17 protein-coding genes are annotated in these 18354 nt (G+C 72.4%); 9 read left to right on the top strand and 8 right to left on the bottom strand.

The genetic code is table 11. From position 1 onward, the window contains the following. The 5 genes from DVH02_RS26220 to DVH02_RS26240 form a co-directional block, all read left to right on the top strand. Positions 1–1606: sensor histidine kinase (locus DVH02_RS26220; protein WP_114626327.1), on the top strand; the 1606-nt coding region annotated here is incomplete at its 5' end. Between the two features lie 120 nt (positions 1607–1726). Continuing rightward, positions 1727–2146: a roadblock/LC7 domain-containing protein gene (locus DVH02_RS26225; protein ID WP_114626342.1), complete on the top strand. Its 420-nt coding sequence runs from the start codon at positions 1727–1729 to the stop codon at positions 2144–2146. Beyond that, entirely contained in the window at positions 2143–2502 is a 360-nt protein-coding gene (locus tag DVH02_RS26230) for a DUF742 domain-containing protein (protein WP_114626328.1), read from the top strand. The genes DVH02_RS26225 and DVH02_RS26230 overlap by 4 nt, the downstream gene beginning before the upstream one ends. Next, complete coding sequence (locus DVH02_RS26235) at positions 2483–3100, top strand: GTP-binding protein (RefSeq protein WP_114626329.1); 618 nt, start codon at positions 2483–2485, stop codon at positions 3098–3100. The genes DVH02_RS26230 and DVH02_RS26235 overlap by 20 nt, the downstream gene beginning before the upstream one ends. Continuing rightward, complete coding sequence (locus tag DVH02_RS26240) at positions 3097–4365, top strand: cytochrome P450 (RefSeq protein ID WP_114626330.1); 1269 nt, start codon at positions 3097–3099, stop codon at positions 4363–4365. The genes DVH02_RS26235 and DVH02_RS26240 overlap by 4 nt, the downstream gene beginning before the upstream one ends. A gap of 21 nt (positions 4366–4386) precedes the next feature. On the opposite strand, the gene DVH02_RS26245 is transcribed toward DVH02_RS26240, so the two are convergent. Together DVH02_RS26245 and DVH02_RS26250 are read right to left on the bottom strand one after the other, a co-directional pair. Further along, positions 4387–5061, bottom strand: coding sequence for a DedA family protein (locus tag DVH02_RS26245; protein ID WP_114626331.1), 675 nt, complete (start codon positions 5059–5061; stop codon positions 4387–4389). A 166-nt stretch (positions 5062–5227) separates the two neighbouring features. Then, complete coding sequence (locus DVH02_RS26250) at positions 5228–5680, bottom strand: DUF4442 domain-containing protein (RefSeq protein ID WP_114626332.1); 453 nt, start codon at positions 5678–5680, stop codon at positions 5228–5230. 93 nt (positions 5681–5773) lie between these two features. On the opposite strand from DVH02_RS26250, the gene DVH02_RS26255 reads away from it, so the two are divergent. After that, positions 5774–6919 carry a hypothetical protein gene (locus tag DVH02_RS26255; protein WP_114626333.1) on the top strand — a complete coding sequence of 382 codons (1146 nt, stop codon included), beginning with the start codon at positions 5774–5776 and terminating at the stop codon, positions 6917–6919. A 109-nt stretch (positions 6920–7028) separates the two neighbouring features. Here DVH02_RS26255 and DVH02_RS26260 read toward each other — a convergent pair whose 3' ends face one another. Both DVH02_RS26260 and tuf read right to left on the bottom strand, forming a co-directional pair. Further along, a complete protein-coding gene (locus DVH02_RS26260) occupies positions 7029–7874 on the bottom strand; it encodes a spermidine synthase (protein WP_114626334.1) in 846 nt (281 codons plus the stop codon). A 46-nt stretch (positions 7875–7920) separates the two neighbouring features. After that, positions 7921–9090, bottom strand: a complete 1170-nt coding sequence (gene tuf / locus DVH02_RS26265) for an elongation factor Tu (protein ID WP_114626335.1) — start codon at positions 9088–9090, stop codon at positions 7921–7923. Positions 9091–9448: 358 nt separating this feature from the next. Between tuf and DVH02_RS26270 the strand changes: the two genes are divergently transcribed. Then, positions 9449–10183 carry a TVP38/TMEM64 family protein gene (locus DVH02_RS26270; RefSeq protein WP_114626336.1) on the top strand — a complete coding sequence of 245 codons (735 nt, stop codon included), beginning with the start codon at positions 9449–9451 and terminating at the stop codon, positions 10181–10183. Between the two features lie 12 nt (positions 10184–10195). Here DVH02_RS26270 and DVH02_RS26275 read toward each other — a convergent pair whose 3' ends face one another. The 4 genes from DVH02_RS26275 to mutA are packed head-to-tail and all read right to left on the bottom strand — an operon-like array spanning position 10196 to position 16493. Beyond that, positions 10196–11269, bottom strand: a complete 1074-nt coding sequence (locus tag DVH02_RS26275) for an enoyl-CoA hydratase/isomerase family protein (protein WP_114626337.1) — start codon at positions 11267–11269, stop codon at positions 10196–10198. A 31-nt stretch (positions 11270–11300) separates the two neighbouring features. Continuing rightward, positions 11301–12341, bottom strand: coding sequence for a methylmalonyl Co-A mutase-associated GTPase MeaB (meaB, locus tag DVH02_RS26280; protein ID WP_114626338.1), 1041 nt, complete (start codon positions 12339–12341; stop codon positions 11301–11303). Between the two features lie 4 nt (positions 12342–12345). Beyond that, complete coding sequence (gene scpA, locus DVH02_RS26285; RefSeq protein WP_233518471.1) at positions 12346–14616, bottom strand: methylmalonyl-CoA mutase; 2271 nt, start codon at positions 14614–14616, stop codon at positions 12346–12348. Then, a complete protein-coding gene (gene mutA / locus DVH02_RS26290) occupies positions 14616–16493 on the bottom strand; it encodes a methylmalonyl-CoA mutase small subunit (protein ID WP_114626339.1) in 1878 nt (625 codons plus the stop codon). The genes scpA and mutA overlap by 1 nt, the downstream gene beginning before the upstream one ends. A 587-nt stretch (positions 16494–17080) precedes the next feature. Here mutA and DVH02_RS26295 point away from each other — a divergent pair. Both DVH02_RS26295 and DVH02_RS26300 read left to right on the top strand, forming a co-directional pair. Next, on the top strand, positions 17081–17953 hold the full coding sequence (locus DVH02_RS26295) for an undecaprenyl-diphosphate phosphatase (RefSeq protein WP_114626340.1): 873 nt from the start codon (positions 17081–17083) through the stop codon (positions 17951–17953). 170 nt (positions 17954–18123) lie between these two features. Continuing rightward, entirely contained in the window at positions 18124–18297 is a 174-nt protein-coding gene (locus DVH02_RS26300) for a CsbD family protein (protein WP_114626341.1), read from the top strand. The last annotated feature ends 57 nt before the right edge of the window (positions 18298–18354 follow it).

The raw sequence follows: 18354 nt of genomic DNA on the forward strand, positions 1-18354 counted from the left end.
CTGGCTCTGTCTGGCGGCCACCGCGGGCGCCGCCGTGGCGCTGCTGCGGCGCGGCCGGCGCGGCGCCGTCATGACGGAGAGCGAGAGCAGGACCGCGCAGTCGCAGCTGTCACAGGTCGGCGCGGACTGCGCGCAGCTGCTCACCGTCACCCTGCCCGCCGTGGTCAAGCGGCTGGGCGACGGCGCGGGCGCCGAGGAGACGCTCGCCGCCGTCCCGGAACCGGTGGATCCGTCGCTGCGCCGGGTGCTGGAGGTCTTCACCGCCGAGGTCGCCCACGCCGAGGAACGCGCGGTGCGCGCGGCCGAGGAGCGGGAGGGTGCCGTCGCCCAGCTGACCAAGGCGGCCGACGATCTGGACGTGCTGACCACCAGGACGCTGCCCTCGGCGCTCGACGGGCTGCGCTCCGGCGGCTCCGCCGACACGGTGCTCGCCACCGTGGATCCGCCGGACGACCCGCGGCTTCGGGTCCTGGTCGACTCGCTGGTCAGGGACTTCGCCCTCAGCGAGCGGCGGGCCACCGCCGCTCAGGTGGCCAGCGCCAAGGCACTCAGCCGGGTCCAGGCGAAGGCCGTCAGCATGCTGGCCGACCTGCGCGAGATGCAGGACCGGCACGGCGAGGAGGTCTTCGGCGATCTGCTCAAGCTCGACCACAACACCTCGCAGCTCGGCCTGCTCACCGACCGGCTCGCCCTGCTGATGGGCGGCCGGGCCAGCCGGGCCTGGAACAAGCCGATCCGGATGGAGTCCATCCTGCGCGGCGCGGTCGGCCGGATCGCCGCCTACCAGCGGGTCAGGCTGCACTGCTCCAGCGAGGCCGCGATCGCCGGGTTCGCAGCCGAACCCGTGATGCACCTGCTCGCCGAACTCATGGACAACGCGGCGAACTTCTCGCCGCCGATCGACGAGGTCCATGTCTACGTCGAGGAGCGCACCGCGGGCATCGTGGTGACCATCGAGGACAGCGGGCTGAAGATGGCCGCCGCCGCCATGCGGCGGGCCGAGGAGTCCGTGTCGGGCCGGGTCACCGACCTCGCCCATCTCCAGGGCACCCGGCTCGGGCTCGCCGTGGTCGGCCGGCTCGCCGCCAAATATCACATCAGCGTCAACTACCGGCCCTCGTCGCGCGGCGGTACCGGCGTCGTGGTGCTTCTCCCGCCCCAACTCCTCGCCCAGCAGCGCGGTATGGCTCCGGAACAGTTCCTGCGACGCCCGGATCCGGAGACGACGATGCCCTCACCGCCCGTTCCCCGGGTCACGTCCGCCTCGTACGACTCACCGGTGCCACCGGCCCCCGTGGAGCCCGCGCCCGCCTGGACGCTGCCCGCGCCGTCCGCACCGGGGGGCGGCCCCCGGGTGGCGACGCCCAACGGGCTGCCGGTGCGCCCGCCCGGCCGCACCATGGCCGCCTCCGACCGGGGCAGGCCGCTGCCGGGGACCGAACCGGAGGACGGGGGCACGGGGGACGGCCGCGACGCGGGCTCGCAGTTCGGCGCCTTCCACCGGTCGCGCCGCTCCTGCGACGCCCCCGGGACGGGGACCCCGTACGGCACACCGTCCGACCCACCGGAGGGCCGCACCCCGCCAGGACAGCACCCGGCCGGATAGCGGGCGGCGGTGCGCTCCCCGTACGGCGCCCGGAGGACCGGCGCCCCACCTCATCGCGAACGCCAGATTGGAGACACGGGCAGGTGACCTCGTTACCGGGTGCTCGCCGCCCCACACACCATGCAGACCACTGACAACAGTCTGACCTGGCTCCTGGAGAGCCTGTTGGAACGCACCCCGGGCACCCGGCACGCACTGGTCCTCTCGCGCGACGGGCTGAAGCTCTGCTGGAGCCGTCATCTCACCCTCGACCAGGCCGATCAGCTGGCCGCGATCTGCTCCGGCATCCAGGCGCTCGCCCAGGGCGCCTCGGTCGAGTTCGGCAACGGCACCGGCGGGGTGCGGCACTCGATGACCGAATTCCACGGCGGGCTGCTCTTCATCGTGGAGGCGGGCGCGGGCGCCCATCTCGCGGTCATCGCCGAGGACGGCGCCGACCCGGGCGTGGTGGGCCATCAGATGACCGAACTGGTCGAGCAGATCGGCGACCACCTGCGGGCCGAGCCCCGTACCCCGGTCCAGGAGAGCACTCCGTCATGACCGGGCGACCCGTCGACACCGGGGACCCCGACCGGCTGTACACCGTCACCGGTGGCCGCAGCCGGGTTGACGACAATTCCTTCGACCTGGTCACGCTGATCGTGAGCGAGTGCGAACCCACACCGGGGATGCAGTCGGAGCACGTACGGATCCTCAGCGTGTGCCGGCACCCCACCGCGGTCGTGGAGATCTCCGCCGAGCTGAACCTGCCGGTGACGGTGGTACGGATCCTGCTCGGCGATCTGCTCGCGACGGGCCGGATCACCGCCCGGCATCCGCGCGCCGCCGGCTCCGCCTCCTCCCTGCCCGACTCCGCCCTCTTGAAGGAGGTGCTCCATGGACTCCGCAACCTCTGAACTCCCGTCCCGCCGCACCCCGTTGCCCGATGCCGCGGAGACCGGTCTGAAGATCGTCATCGTGGGCGGGTTCGGGGTCGGCAAGACCACCCTCGTCCGCTCGGTCAGCGAGATCCGGCCGCTCAACACCGAAGAGGTGATGACCCAGGCAGGCATCGGTGTGGACGAGACCGCGGGACTGACCACCAAGACCACCACCACGGTGGCCTTCGACTTCGGCCGGATCAGTCTCAACGAGCGGATGGTGCTCTACCTGTTCGGGGCGCCGGGCCAGGAGCGGTTCTGGTTCCTGTGGAACCGGCTGTTCTCCGGCACCCTCGGCGCGGTCGTGCTGGTCGACACCCGGCGGATGAGCGAGTCCTGGTACGCCGTCGACCGGCTGGAACACCACAGGACGCCGTTCGTCGTCGCGGTCAACCGGTTCGACGACGACGTCTCCGCCTTCTCGCTGGCGGAGATCAGGCAGGCCCTCTCGCTGCCCGAGCACGTCCCGCTGATCGACTGCGACGCGCGGGTGCGCGCGTCCGGCAAGAACGTCCTGATCACCCTCGTGGACCACCTCTACGAACTGGCCGTGGCCAGGGAGCTGACACCATGACCGACCCCGAAGGAACCGGCCCGGAAGCGGCCGGCGCGGCCCAGGGCTGTCCCGTACACCCGGACGCGCCGCTGCTGAGCGGCCTCGAACACGATCAGACCCCGTCCCAGCTCTACCGCAGGCTGCGCGCGGAGCACGGCGCGATCGCCCCCGTCGTCCTGGACGGCGGGATTCCGGCCTGGCTGGTGCTCGGCTACACCGAGGTCACCTACGTCACCAGCCACGACGAGCTGTTCGCCCGGGACTCCCGGCGCTGGAACCAGTGGAGCGCCATCCCCGAGGACTGGCCCATGATGCCCTTCCTGCGCCACCAGCCCTCGGTGCTGTTCGCGGAGGGCGCGGAGCACCAGCAGCGGGCCGGGGTGATCACCGAGGCGCTGGAGGCAGTCGACCAGTTCGAGCTGGCCCACCTCTGCCGCGAGCTGGCCGAGCGGCTCATCGACACGTTCGCGGGCAGCGGCGGGGCCGAGCTGATGGCGGCGTACGCGCACGCGCTGCCGATGCACGCGGTGGTCCGGCTCTGCGGGATGTCGCCCGACAGCCAGGACACCGAGGATCTCGTGCGGGATCTGGGCATCTCACTCGACGCGTCGGAGTCCGACGACCCCGTCGCCGCCTACCGGCGGGCTCAGGAGCGCATCGAACGGCTGGTGAAGGACAAGCGGGAGAGTCCGGGTCCTGACATCACCTCCCGGATACTGGCTCATCCGGTCGGGCTGACGGACGAGGAGATCGTCCAGGACCTGATCACCCTCATCGCCGCCGCGCAGCAGCCGACCACCAACTGGATCTGCAACACCCTGCGGCTGCTGCTGACCGACGACCGGTTCGCGCTGAACGTGTCGGGGGGCCGGCTCAGTGTCGGCCAGGCGCTGAACGAGGTGCTGTGGCTGGACACCCCGATGCAGAACTACATCGGCCGGTGGGCCGTGCGCGACACCCGGCTCGGGGGCCAGCACATCAGGGCGGGCGACTGTCTGGTCCTCGGACTGGCCGCCGCCAACACCGATCCGCAGATCTGGCCCGAGGGACACATCGGCGCGGAGAACTCGGCGCACCTGTCCTTCGGCAACGGCGAGCACCGCTGCCCCTACCCCGGCCCGCTGCTGGCCGACGTCATCGCCCGTACGGCGGTCGAGACGCTGCTGGAGCGGCTGCCGGACGTGGTGCTGGCGGTGGAGCCGTACGAGCTGACCTGGCGGCCCTCGATCCTGATGCGGGGCCTGACCTCGCTGCCGGTGACGTTCACGCCCGTCGTGCAGTGACCCCGGCGGCCGACGGCCGGATCAGTCGGCGACGGGGGCGGACACGGGCTCGGGCCGGTCGGCGGCCGTCTCCTCGCCGCTCCCGTGCCCCTCGCCCGCCTTCGCGGCCCGGTTCTTCACGACGAGCATGGAGACGATCCCGATCAGCACGGCGAGGAGCAGACCGAGCCAGGAGAAGCGCTTGAGCCACGCCTCGGCGACGACACCCACCGAGTAGATGACGGCGGTCGTGCCACCGGCCCAGACGATGCCGCCGAGCACGTTGGCGATCAGGAACTTCCAGTACGGCATCCGCAGCACACCGGCGAGCGGCCCGGCGAAGATCCGCAGCAGCGCGACGAAGCGGCCGAAGAAGACCGCCCACATGCCCCACTTCTGGAAGGAGCGCTCCGCCATGGCGATCTGCCCCGCGCCGAAGTGCTTGGGGAACCGGGCGCCGAGCCGCGCGAGCAGCGGCCTGCCGCCCTTGCGGCCGATGGCATAGCCGATCGAGTCACCGATGATCGCACCGGCCGTGGCGCAGGCGCCGAGGATGTACGGGTTGATCTCGCCGTGCTGGGAGGCGAGCAGCGCGGAGCTGACGAGGACGATCTCACCGGGCAGCGGGATCCCGAGGCTCTCCAGCCCGATCACCACCCCGACGAGGACATAGACACTGACCGCGGGGACGGTTTCGAGCCACTCCTGGACGTGCAACGCCGCTTCCTCCCGTGATGACCGGCCGATGCGGCCCGTGCTGACCGGCCGATGGCCGGGCCGGTCTTCTGCGGGCCCTCGGCCCGGCTGCCCGGCGTGCGCGCGCAGGCGCACGCCGGGCAGCCTACCCGCTGGGAGAGCGCGGTCGGGAATCAGGAGCCGGGCGTCACGAGTGGGGCCGGAGCGTCCATACGACGTTCATCTCGGCGCAGACCGCGCCGTCCTCGCGGGTGAGGGCGACGGCGACCGGGAACTCGGGACGTCCGCCGGCGTCCAGCTCGGCCACCACGTCGGCGGCGGGCCTGCCCAGGGTGGCGGTGGCCGTGACGTCGCCCTTCGCCAGCTTGCGGTAGCCGATCTCGGCCTTGACGGCGAGCGGCACGGCCCTGGCCAGCTGGTCGCCGAAGGCGGCGAGGACGATGGCGCCGCTGGCGGACTCGGCGAGGGTGAACATCGCGCCGGCGTGCGGACCGCCGACATGGTTGTGGAACGCGGGCTGATCGGGCAGCCGGACCACGGCCCGCTCGGCACCGGCCTCCGTGAACTCCAGCCCGAGGGTCCTGACCATGGGAACGGTGGCGGCGAGCGACTCGCCGACGCTGATCTGTTCAGTACTCATGAACCGTCAGGTTACCCACTGGTAGCAGTTTTTGACCATCCCCTGACAGGGCGGCCGACACAGGACGGACGCGCCCCTCTATCGTTACTGGCCATGTGGCCAGGACAGCAGCCGCCCGGGGGCGAGCAGAACCCGCAGGACCAGAACGCCAATCCGTACCAGCAGCCGGGGTACCAGCAGCCGAATCCCTACCAGCAGCCGGATCCGTACCAGCAGCCCGGCTATCAGCAACAGCCCGGCTATCAGCAGCAGCCGGGCTATCCCCCGCAGCCGGGGACCCAGCAGCAGCCCGGAGATCCGCAGCAGCAGCCGGGATACGCGCAGCCCAACCCTTACCAGCAGCCGACGGTGCCGCAGTACGCCGTCCCCGGACAGCCCGGCGGCCCCGGCGGCTCCGGTCCCACGAAGGACGGCGGCAAGAAGAAGACGACGGTGATCGCGGCCGTCGCGGCGGCCGTGGTCGTGGTGGCCGCCGCCGGAACCGCGTACTTCGTGGTGAACAAGGACGACGACGGCTCCGACAAGGCGGCCGGGGACGCCAAGCCCGCCGCGTCCGCCAGCGAGGACCCGAGCGCCACGCCCTCGCTCGACAACCCCCGGGACGGCTCGGACAACGCCGAGCCGCAGATAGCCGGGTGGAAGGTGGTGACCAACCCCAAGCACGGCACGCAGTTCGACGTCCCGCCGGAGTGGGAGGTCGAGAAGCCCGGCGTCATCTCCGGCTACGAGGACGACGCGAAGGGCGACGGCACGCCCGTCGTGTCCTTCTCCGCACCCGCCTCGTTCAAGTCCGAGTGGTGCTCCCAGGACACCGACAAGGACGGCAAGCTGGAGTACACGAAGCTCGCCGGTACGGGCACCAAGGGAGCCAGGGGCGCCAAGAGCACCGCCGAGGCGGCGCAGAACGAGGCCGGCAACTGGGCCTGGGCGCCGTACGCGCAGCAGGAGCCCAAGAGCGCCCTCAAGGAAAAGATCAAGGTCGGCAAGGCCACGTCCTACACGACCACGTCGGGTCTCAAGGGCAGTCTCGCGGAGGCCAAGGCCGCCGGGGTCACCAAGAAGAACAAGTGCGACACGGACGGCAAGGCGTTCGCCTTCTCCTTCGCCAACTCCGAGGGCGACTACAAGACCTGGATCCTGCACGCGAGCGCGGGCGTCCCGGACGAGCTGCCGGACGCGACGATCAAGAAGATCCTGAGCACCGTACGGCTGAGCGGCAAGGGCGAAAGCACCTCCTGACCGCGCCCGCCGACCGCACTTCCTGACCGCGCCGACCGCGCCCGCCGACCGCCGCCGCCGACCGCCGCCGCCGACCGGAACGGGCGGCGCGGCGGGCGCCCCCGCCGGGTCAGCCGAGGGCGAAGGCGCCGTCGGGCGGGCGGGGTGAGGGGACCGCTCCGGCGTCCCGTACCGCCGTCGCGTCCCCGGTGAACCTCCGCAGCGCGGCGCCGTGTTCGACGCGGGCGGGAAAGACGTCGGCGGCGGTGCGCCGGGCCAGGGCGGCGAGGTCGAGGGGGGTGTGCGAGGCGATCAGTACCGCGTTGCCGAAGCGCCGGCCGCGCAGCACGCCGGGCTCGGCAACGAGCGCCAGCTCGGGGAAGACCGCGGCGAAGGTGGCCAGTTGGGAGCGGAGGAAGCCGAAGGGCGCGCCGTCGGCGAGATTGGCCGCGTACACGCCGCCGGGGCGCAGCACCCGCGCCGCCTGCCGGGCGTACTCGACGGAGGTGAGGTGCGCCGGGACCCGTGAGCCGCCGAAGACGTCCCCGATCAGTACGTCCGCGGACCGGTCGGGGGCGGCCTCCAGCCACTTCCTGGCGTCCGCCGCGTGCGCGGTGATCCCGGCGGAGCGGGGTAGCGGCAGCTGCGCGGCGACCAGTTCCAGCAGCCCGTGGTCGGCCTCCACGACGTCCTGCGGCGAGCCGGGCCTGGTGACGGCGACATAGCGCGGCAGGGTGAACGCGCCGCCGCCGAGGTGCAGCACGGTGAGCGGCTCGCCCTCCTCTGCGGCGAGGTCGACGACGTGCGCGAGGCGCCGTACGTACTCGAACTCCAGGTGGGCCGGTTCGTCGAGGTCGACGTACGACTGGGGCACCCCGTCGACCGTCAGCAGCCACGCCCGCTCGCGGTCGACGTCGGGCAGCAGCTTCGCGGTGCCGTGGTCCACGGCCCGTATGACGGGGATCGGATCGCTCACGTCCCCATTGTGCGCCGTGCGGGGCGGGCACGGCGCGCTCAGGGCCTCACAGCAGCTCCGTGACCGTTCCGGCGCCGACCGTACGGCCGCCCTCGCGGATCGCGAAGCCGAGTCCGGCCTCCAGCGGGATGTCGCGGCCCAGCTCCACGGTGAGCGTCACCGTGTCGCCGGGGCGCGCGACCGCCGCCTCGCCCAGGTCGATGTCGCCGACGACATCGGCCGTACGGATGTAGAACTGCGGCCGGTAACCGCTGCTCACCGGGGTGCTGCGGCCGCCCTCCCGGGTGGAGAGCACGTACACCCGCGCCGTGAAGCGGCGGCTGGGCAGGAGGCTGCCGGGCGTCGCGACCACATGGCCGCGGCGGACCGCGTCGCGCGGCATGCCGCGCAGCAGCAGCGCGACGTTGTCGCCCGCCTCGGCGGACTCCATCGGCTTGCCGAAGGTCTCCAGACCGGTCACCACCGTCTCCTGGCCGGCGCCGAGCACCTCCACGCGGTCGCCGACGCGCACCGTGCCGCGCTCGACGGCGCCGGTGACGACCGTGCCGCGCCCGGTGATGGTCAGGACGTTCTCCACCGGCAGCAGGAAGGGCGCGTCCGTGTACCTGACGGGCATCGGCACATAGGTGTCGACGGCGTCGAGGAGCGCCTCCACGGCCCCCGTCCAGCGCGGGTCGCCCTCCAGCGCCCGCAGCCCCGAGACCCGGACGACGGGCACCGCCTCGCCGCCGTAGCCGTGCTCGGTGAGCAGCTCGCGCACCTCCAGCTCCACCAGGTCCGTCAACTCGTCGTCGGCCGAATCGGCCTTGTTCAGGGCCACCACGATGTGGTCGACGCCGACCTGGCGGGCGAGCAGGACGTGCTCCGCGGTCTGCGGCATGATCCCGTCGAGCGCGGAGACGACGAGGATCGCCCCGTCGAGCTGGGCGGCGCCGGTCACCATGTTCTTGATGTAGTCGGCGTGGCCTGGCATGTCGACGTGCGCGTAGTGCCGGGTGTCGGTCTCGTACTCGACGTGCGAGATGTTGATGGTGATCCCGCGCGCGGCCTCCTCGGGGGCCCGGTCGATCCGGTCGAACGGCACGAACGTGCCGGTCCCCCGGTCGCTGAGGACCTTGGTGATGGCGGCGGTCAGGGTGGTCTTGCCGTGGTCGACATGGCCCATGGTGCCGATGTTGAGATGCGGTTTGGTGCGCACGTATGCCGTCTTGGGCATGATCGCTGTCCCTCGTGCTCGAAGCGTTGAGCGGGACCCCTGAGCCTGGCCGACCCTCCCCCTGCGGGGTCCGCCGGACGTTCCGGGAAGGGTCAGCTTCGGGCGCCGCCGAGGGGCGCCGACGCGGCCGCTGCCGCGACGAGTGCCGCTGCGAGGAACGCGGCAGCCTTCGGCGCGTCCGCGACTGCGGACGGCGCTGCGAGGAAGGCGTACCGGAACATGCCCCGATCATGGCGCACGGCGGGCGCCCCGTCGAACGGTTTTACGCGCGGCGCCGGTTGGGCCGTTCGCCCGCCGTGTGCCCGGCGGCTCGCGCGGGGGCGCCGCGCCGTTCACCGGGGTCGGCTAGTCTCCCCGGATGCTCGACACCGTCCCCGGGTCCGTCGCCGAGCCCGTCATCGAGTCCGTCGCCGGTCCTCCTCCGAGCCGCGCCGTCCGCTGCTCCAGAGCGCTGCTGTCGCCCTGGGCCCGGCTGGGGCTGCTGGTGGTCCTGCTGGGCGGCGCGGCCGCCCTGGTCCTGCTGTACGAGCCGCAGCGGCTGCTGGCCGACGGCTGGCCGCCGCAGGTGGGCGGGGGCGTGGCGGTGGTGGTGTTCGCCGTGGCGTACGGGTTGTGCGCGGTGGCGTTCGTCCCGCGTCCGCTGCTGAATCTCGCCGCGGGCGCCCTGTTCGGTTCGGCTTTCGGGCTGGTCGCGGCGGTCGCCGGGACGGTGCTGGGGGCGGGGATCTCGTTCGGGCTCGGCAGACTGCTCGGGCAGGACGCGCTGCGGCCGTTGTTGCGCGGCCGGTGGGTGCTGGCCGCCGACGGGCAGCTGAGCGGGCACGGTTTCCGGTCGATGATGGCGATCCGGCTCTTTCCCGGGGTGCCGTTCGTGGTGGCCAACTACTGCGCGGCGGTCTCCCGGATGGGGTGGGTGCCGTTCCTGGTGGCCACCGGGCTCGGTTCGGTGCCGAACACGGCGGCCTATGTGGTGGCGGGCTCCCGGGCGACCTCGCCGACGTCCCCGGTGTTCCTGGGCGCGACGGGGTTCATCGTGGTCACCGGGGTGGCCGCCGCGGTGGTGGCGTGGCGGGGGCGCCGCCGCCTGTCGTGAGGGCCGGGGCCGCTACGGGGAGCCGAGTCCGAGGTCGCCGCCGGGCGGCCGGGTGAAGAACCGGCCCACGTCGGCGTCCGTCACCTCGGTCAGTTCCTTGGGCGACCAGCGCGGTGTGCGGTCCTTGTCGATGACCTGGGCGCGGATGCCCTCCACCAGGTCGGGGAAGGTGAACGCGGCGCACGAGGAGCGGTACTCCTGGTCGAGGACCTCCTCCAGGGTGGCCGTCTCCCGGGCCCGGCGCAGTGCGGCGAGGGTGGCCTTGAGGGCGGTGGGCGAGCGCGTCGCCAGGGTGTGCGCGGTGTCCTTCGCGGGCTGCCGCCTGTCGGCGAGCAGCCGCTCCGCGATCTCCTCCACCGTGTCGGCGGCGTAGCAGGCGTCGATCCACGCGCGGTCCGCGTCGAGCCGTCCGCGCGGCGGCGCGGTCGCGTACCGCAGGACCGTCTCCCGTACGGCGGCGGCGTCCGGCACGTCGGGTCCGGCCAGCGCGGCCATGAGTGCGGGCAGTTGGGCCGACGGTACGCAGTGGTCGGCGAGCCCGCACAGGATGGCGTCCGCCGCGCCGACGGTCCGTCCGGTGAGGGCGAGGTGGGTGCCGAGTTCGCCGGGGGCGCGGGAGAGCAGCCAGGTGCCGCCGACGTCGGGGACGAGGCCGATGCCGGTCTCGGGCATGGCGACGGCGGAGCGTTCGGTGACGATCCGGAGCGAGCCGTGGGCGGAGACTCCGATACCGCCGCCCATGACGATGCCGTCCATGAGCGCGACGTACGGCTTGGGGTAGCGGGCGATCCGGGCGTTGAGCCGGTATTCGGCGCGCCAGAAGGCGGCTGTGGCCTCGCCGCTGCCGCCGCCGCTGGCCTCCTGGTGGATGAGCCGGATGTCGCCTCCGGCGCACAGGCCGCGTTCGCCCGCGCCGGTCAGGACGACGGCGGTGAGAGTGTCGTCCCGTTCCCACGCGGTGAGGGCGTGGTCGATGGCCCGCACCATGGGCGGGGTGAGGGCGTTGAGGGCGCGCGGACGGTTGAGGGTGATACGGCCCGTACCGCCCGCCCTCTCCGTCAGGACGGGTGCGTCGTCGTGGATCATGCGGCCCAGTATGCGCGGTCCGGGGGGCGGCCTACCGGGCTTTGCCCGGGTCCGGGGGGCTGTCCGGGGGCGAGTGCCGGGGCAGGGGCGGCAGCGCGAGTGCTCCGATCAGCCGTTCCGCGGCCGTCGTCGCCGTCAGCTTTCCCTGCCGTACCTCGCGTTCCAGCGCGGGCGCCAGCTCCCGTACCCCGGGGTGGTGGCCCAGCAGGTCGAGGAGGTGGTCGCGGACCATGCTCCAGACCCAGTCGACCTGCTGGTCGCCGCGCTTGCGCGCGAGGCGGCCGTCCGCTTCGAGGATCTCGCGGTGCTGTTCCAGCCGGGCCCAGACGGTGTCGAGTCCGCTGCCCTCGCGGGCGCTGCAACTGAGCACGGGGGGTGTCCAGGCCGCGTCGACGGGGTGCATCAGCCGCAGCGCGCCCGCGAGTTCGCGCGCGGCGGAGCGGGCGTCGCGTTCGTGCGGGCCGTCGGCCTTGTTGACGGCGATGACGTCGGCGAGTTCGAGGACGCCCTTCTTGATGCCCTGGAGCTGGTCGCCGGTGCGGGCGAGGGTGAGCAGGAGGAAGGAGTCGACCATGTTGGCGACGGCCGTCTCGGACTGGCCGACGCCGACGGTCTCGACGAGCACGACGTCGTATCCGGCGGCCTCCATCACGATGATGGTCTCGCGGGTCGCCTTGGCGACCCCTCCCAGGGTGCCCGCCGTGGGTGAGGGCCGGACGAAGGCGGCCGGGTCGACCGCGAGCCGTTCCATCCGGGTCTTGTCGCCGAGGATGGATCCGCCGGTCCTGCTGGAGGACGGGTCGACGGCCAGCACGGCGACGCGGTGGCCGAGGCCGGTCAGCAGGGTCCCCAGGGCGTCGATGAAGGTGGACTTGCCGACGCCGGGCACTCCGCTGATGCCGATTCTGCGGGCCTTGCCGGAGTACGGCAGCAGCTCGGTCAGCAGCCGCTGGGCGAGCTGCCGGTGGTCGGGGCGGGTGGACTCCACGAGGGTGACGGCGCGCGCGATGTACGAGCGCGAGCCGTCCAGGACGCCCTTCGTGTAGCTGTCGAGGTCGATACGGGGCGGCACGCGCTCACCGCTCGGTGCCGGGAGCGGCGGACGCGGCGGAGTGACCGTCGTCGCCGTCGCCCTCGTGGCCGTCGTCCTCGTCGTGGCCCAGGGCCGCCGAGAGCGCGGTCAGCAGGTCCCGGGCGGCGTCCGGGATCACCGTGCCCGGCGGGAAGACGGCCGCCGCCCCCATCTCCAGCAGGGTGGGGACGTCCTGGGGCGGGATCACCCCGCCGACGACGATCATGATGTCCTCCCGGCCCTCGGCGGCGAGCCGCTCGCGCAGCGCCGGTACGAGGGTGAGGTGCCCGGCGGCCAGGGAGGAGACGCCGACGATGTGCGCGTCGGCCTCGACCGCTTGGCGCGCCACCTCGTCGGGCGTCTGGAACAGCGGGCCGACGTCGACGTCGAAGCCGAGGTCGGCGAAGGCGGTGGCGATGACCTTCTGCCCCCGGTCGTGGCCGTCCTGGCCCATCTTGGCGACGAGGATGCGGGGCCTGCGGCCCTCGGCGCGCTCGAACGCCTCGACGGCGGCGCGGGTGCGTTCGACGGCCGGGGAGGTGCCTGCTTCGTGGCGGTACACACCGGAGATCGTACGGATCTGGCCGGAGTGGCGCCCGTACACCTTCTCCAGTGCGTCGGAGATCTCACCGACGGTGGCCTTGGCGCGGGCGGCGTCCACGGCGAGGCCCAGCAGATTGCCCTCCAGCCCGGGGCCGGGTCCGGCCTCGGCGGCGGCGGTGAGCGCGTCCAGCGCCTGCCGGCAGGCGCCCTCGTCGCGTTCGGCGCGCAGCCGGCGCAGCTTCTCGATCTGCTGGACGCGTACGGCGGAGTTGTCGACCTTGAGGACGTCGATCTTCTCGTCGGTCTCGACGCGGTACTTGTTGACGCCGATGACGGGCTGGCGCCCGGAGTCGATCCGCGCCTGGGTGCGGGCCGCCGCCTCCTCGACGCGGAGCTTGGGGATTCCGGCGTCGATGGCCTTGGCCATGCCGCCCGCCGCCTCGACCTCCTCAATGTGCTGCCAGGCGCGCCGGGCGAGGTCGTAGGTGAGCTTCTCGACGTAGGCGCTGCCGCCCCAGGGGTCGGTGACCCGGCAGGTGCCCGACTCCTGCTGGATGAGCAGCTGCGTGTTGCGGGCGATGCGGGCGGAGAAGTCGGTGGGCAGGGCGAGCGCCTCGTCGAGCGCGTTGGTGTGCAGCGACTGCGTGTGTCCCTGGGTGGCGGCCATGGCCTCCACGCAGGTGCGGGTGACGTTGTTGAAGACGTCCTGCGCGGTGAGGGACCAGCCGGAGGTCTGCGAATGGGTGCGCAGGGAGAGGGACTTGGCGTTCTGCGGGTCGAACTTCTTGACGAGTTTGGCCCACAGCAGCCGGGCGGCGCGGAGTTTGGCGATCTCCATGAAGAAGTTCATGCCGATGGCCCAGAAGAAGGAGAGCCGGGGCGCGAAGGCGTCCACGTCGAGTCCGGCGCCGAGTCCGGCGCGCAGGTACTCGACACCGTCGGCGAGGGTGTACGCCAGCTCCAGGTCGGCCGTCGCCCCCGCCTCCTGGATGTGATAGCCGGAGATGGAGATGGAGTTGTAGCGCGGCATCTTCCGCGAGGTGTAGGCGAAGATGTCGGAGATGATCCGCATCGAGGGTTTCGGCGGATAGATGTAGGTGTTGCGGACCATGAACTCTTTGAGGATGTCGTTCTGGATGGTCCCGGCCAGCTTCTCGGCCGGTACGCCCTGCTCCTCGGCGGCCACGATGTAGAGGGCGAGTACGGGGAGCACGGCCCCGTTCATCGTCATCGACACGCTCATCCGGTCGAGCGGGATGCCGTCGAACAGCTGGCGCATGTCGTAGATCGAGTCGATGGCCACGCCCGCCATGCCGACGTCGCCGGTCACCCGGGGGTGGTCGCTGTCGTAACCCCGGTGGGTGGGCAGGTCGAAGGCGACCGAGAGGCCCTTCTGTCCTGCGGCGAGGTTGCGCCGGTAGAAGGCGTTGGACTCCTCGGCGGTGGAGAACCCGGCGTACTGCCGGATCGTCCAGGGCTGGTTGACGTACATGGTGGGGTACGGGCCGCGCAGGTACGGCGCGATGCCGGGGTAGGTACCGAGGAAGTCGAGGCCCGCCAGGTCGCGTTCGGTGTACAGCGGCTTGACCGCGATGCCCTCGGGGGTGTCCCAGAACAGTTCGTGGTCGGTTCTGCCGGTCCGCTCCTTGAGGGCGCCGCGCCACTGGTCCTCGGTGGTCGCGGCGCCGTCGCCGGAGCCCAGTCCGATCTCGGTGAAGTCCGGAATCCGCATCACGCCACTCCCATCCGGTCGAGGACGGAGGTGAGGACGGCGATCGCGTCGCCGCCCGCGACGACGAACTCGTCGACTCCCGCCCGTAGGTACGTATCGCGTTGTTCGCCGGGCTTGCCCGCGAGGAACACCCGTAGCGCGCCGGCCGACTTGAGGGCCTCGGCGACGGGCGCGGCGCCCTCGGCGTAGAGCTTGTCACTGGAGCAGATACAGGCGACGGTGGCGCCGCTGCGGGTGAAGGCATCGGCGGCGGTGTCCGCGGCGACGCTCACCGGGTCGTGTACGGGCTCGATCCCGCCGGCCTGGAAGAGGCCGGCGGCGAAACCGGCGCGCGCCGTGTGGGCGGCGGCGGGGCCGAGGGCGGCGAGGAACACCTTCGGGCGGGCGCCGGTGGCGGCGAGATGGGCGTCGGAGCGGGCGCGCAGCGCCTCGTAGGCGTCGTCGCGGTGGACGGACGGCAGCCCGCCGCCCGGCGGCGCGGGAGGCGTCTCGCGTTCGACGGTGGCCTGGGAGAGCTGGGGGAACTCGCTGACGCCGGTGATGGGTTCGCGGCGGGTGGCCAGCCTGCCGGAGCGCTCCGCCCAGGTGGCCGCGAGCCGCTCGCCGACGAGTCCGGCGCGCAGGGCGGCGCGCTGGCCCCCGGCGCGTTCGATCTCCTGGAACCACTCCCAGGCCGCGTGGGCGAGTTCGTCGGTGAGCCGCTCCACGTACCAGGAGCCGCCCGCCGGGTCGATGACCCGGCCGAGGTGCGACTCCTCCAGCAGGATGGTGGAGGTGTTGCGGGCGATCCTGCGGGCGAAGGTGTCGGAGAGCCCGAGGGCGTGGTCGAACGGCAGTACGGTGACGGCGTCGGCGCCGCCCACTCCGGCGGCCAGCGAGGCGACCGTGGTGCGCAGCATGTTCACCCAGGGGTCGCGGCGGGTCATCATCACCGCCGAGGTCACGGCGTGCTGGCGCTGCGCGGCGACGTGGGCGGGCGCGCCGCAGACGTCGGCGACGCGGGCCCAGAGCCTCCTGGCGGCGCGGAGTTTGGCGATGGTGAGGAACTGGTCGGCGGTGGCGGCGTAGCGGAATTCGAGCTGCCCGCAGGCGGCTTCGACGGAGAGTCCGGCGTCGGTGAGGTCGCGCAGCCAGCCGACGCCGGTCGCCAGCGAGCAGCCCAGCTCCTGCGCGTCGGAGGCACCGGCGTCGTGGTAGGGCAGGGCGTCGACGGCGATGGCGCGCAGGCCCGGGTACTCCCGGTCGCAGAGCGCGGCGAGTTCGGCGGCGCTCGCGGTGGCGTCGGCGTCCTCCCGTCCCGTGCGGGCGAGTTGGCCGACCGGGTCGGCGCCGAGGGTGCCGTGCGCGGCGGTGCGCGGCACGCCGCGCTCGTCGTAGAGCCGGAACAACTCGCGTGCGGCGGGGGCGAACGCGGCACCGGCGTCCAGGGCGAGGGGCGCCAGGTCGAGGTAGACGCCGTCGAGCGCGGCGGCGAGCCCGGACACCGGGACTCCCGTGTCGCCGACGGCGAGCCACAGCGAGGTGACGCCGGTCTCCAGGTCGGCGAGCACGGCCTCGTTGACGCGCGCCGGGTCGGCGCCCGCGTGGCGCTGACGTACGTCCCATCCGGCGACCGCGCCGCCTTCCGGCCGGCCGCCCCGGGTGAAGGGCGCGAAGCCGGGGTATCCGGGCGCGGCGACGGTGTCGTCCGCGGTGTACAGCGGACGGGTGACCAGGCCGTCCTGGAGCTTCGTGGAGAGCGCTTCCTCGGCGGCGGCTCCTTCGGCGTCGCGGCCGGACTTGCGCAGTACGCCCGTCACCAGGCTCCGCCACTGTTCGCGGGTCGCGTCGGGGAACTCTGCTGCCAGGGATAGCCCGTCATCAGGCAGGACCGTCATGGCCCAGATGGTAGGGCAGCGGCAAGACGGCGCAGCAGAGCCCGCCGCTGTGACCTACAACTCGAGGGAATCCCCTCGCAGTGCGGCGCTCCCGGCGTGCCGCACGGCAGAAGACGCGGCCGGGGGCGGCCTCGCCGGGCAGGTGCCGGACGTGGCAGGGGGTACGGAGCGGGGCAGCCGGGCCAGGTGCGGGTCGGCCGCCCCGGCGTGTCACCAGCGGCGCGCGGGCCGGTCCTGGCCGGTGCGGCCGGTGCGACCGCGGGGCGCGCGGGCGCGCGCCGGGGCGCTCCGCTCCGGCGGGCCCCGCCGCGTTCAGTTGCGTGCCACCGTCCCGTAACCCGCGGGCGATACGCTGCCCGCACCGAAGACGTGACCACCATCACATCGGTTTCCTGTCAGTTCACCGCCGGGCCACCGGGCGGAGCCACCAGGGACGAGGCCGGAGACCCTGACACATTCGGGCGATCGCCCGCACCACACGACACGCTTCGGAGCGCTTCGCAGCGCCCACCCGCAAGCTCCGATCCGTCACCGTGCCGCGTCTTCGGCGGCCGGTGCATGAACATCCTTGGATGGCGTAGTACCTCATGTCTTGGTTCGAATCTTTCGTCCTCGGGCTCGTTCAGGGACTGACCGAGTTCCTGCCCATCTCCTCCAGCGCCCATCTGCGGCTGACGGCGGCGTTCGCGGGCTGGCAGGACCCGGGGGCGGCGTTCACGGCGGTCACCCAGATCGGCACGGAGGCGGCCGTCCTGATCTATTTCAGGAAGGACATCGCGCGGATCGTCTCCGCGTGGTTCCGCTCGCTGACGAACAAGGAGTTGCGCGGCGACCACGACGCCCAGATGGGGTGGCTGGTCATCGTCGGATCGATTCCGATCGGCGTGCTCGGTATCACGCTGAAGGACCAGATCAACGGCCCGTTCCGCGATCTGCGTCTGATCGCCGTCACCCTGATCGTGATGGGCGTCGTGCTGGGCGTCGCGGACCGGCTGGCGGCCCGGGACGAGACCGGCGGCAAGCACCGGGCGGGCAAGGAGCGCAAATCGCTCAAGGACCTGAGCGTCAAGGACGGTCTGATCTTCGGGTTCTGCCAGGCCATGGCCCTGGTACCGGGCGTGTCGCGCTCCGGGGCCACGATCAGCGGCGGTCTGCTGATGGGGTACACGCGAGAGGCGGCGGCGCGCTACTCGTTCCTCCTCGCGATCCCGGCGGTGCTCGCCTCGGGCGCGTTCGAGCTGAAGGACGCGGGCGACGGCCATGTCTCCTGGGGGCCGACCGCGCTGGCGACGGTCATCGCGTTCGCGGTGGGATATGCCGTCATCGCGTGGTTCATGAAGTTCATCACGACGAAGAGCTTCATGCCGTTCGTGATCTACCGGGTGCTGCTGGGGATCGCGCTGTTCGTCCTGGTGGGAACGGACACGCTGAGCCCGCACGCGGGCGAGTCGGCGGGCTGATCCGCCGGGGCGATCCGACGGGGTGATCCGGCGGGGTGATCCGGCGGGGCCGACACCCGGCGTCGGCACATCTCACCCTCCGCGTTCCCCCACGCTTCTCCTCACCAGGCGCGGACGCCGCATCGGTCCTATTTTGGGATGGTCTGCATTCGCACCACCGAGGAGCCGCAATGAGCAACAGCCCGATGGACAAGGCCAAAGGCAAGGCCAAGGAGATGACGGGGAAAGTCACCGGCGACCGGCGCAAGGAAGCCGAGGGCAAGACCGACCAGGCCAAGGGCAAGGCGAAGGACGCCATGGACCGCGCCAAAGGCACGAAGGACTCCATGGGCGACAAGGACTGACCCCCTTTCCCCTTCTCCCTCCTGCCCCCCTCGGGCCCCCGCCGTGCACGGCGGGGG

The organism is Streptomyces corynorhini, assembly GCF_003346515.1.
GTDB classification, from domain to species: Bacteria; Actinomycetota; Actinomycetes; order Streptomycetales; family Streptomycetaceae; genus Streptomyces; species Streptomyces corynorhini.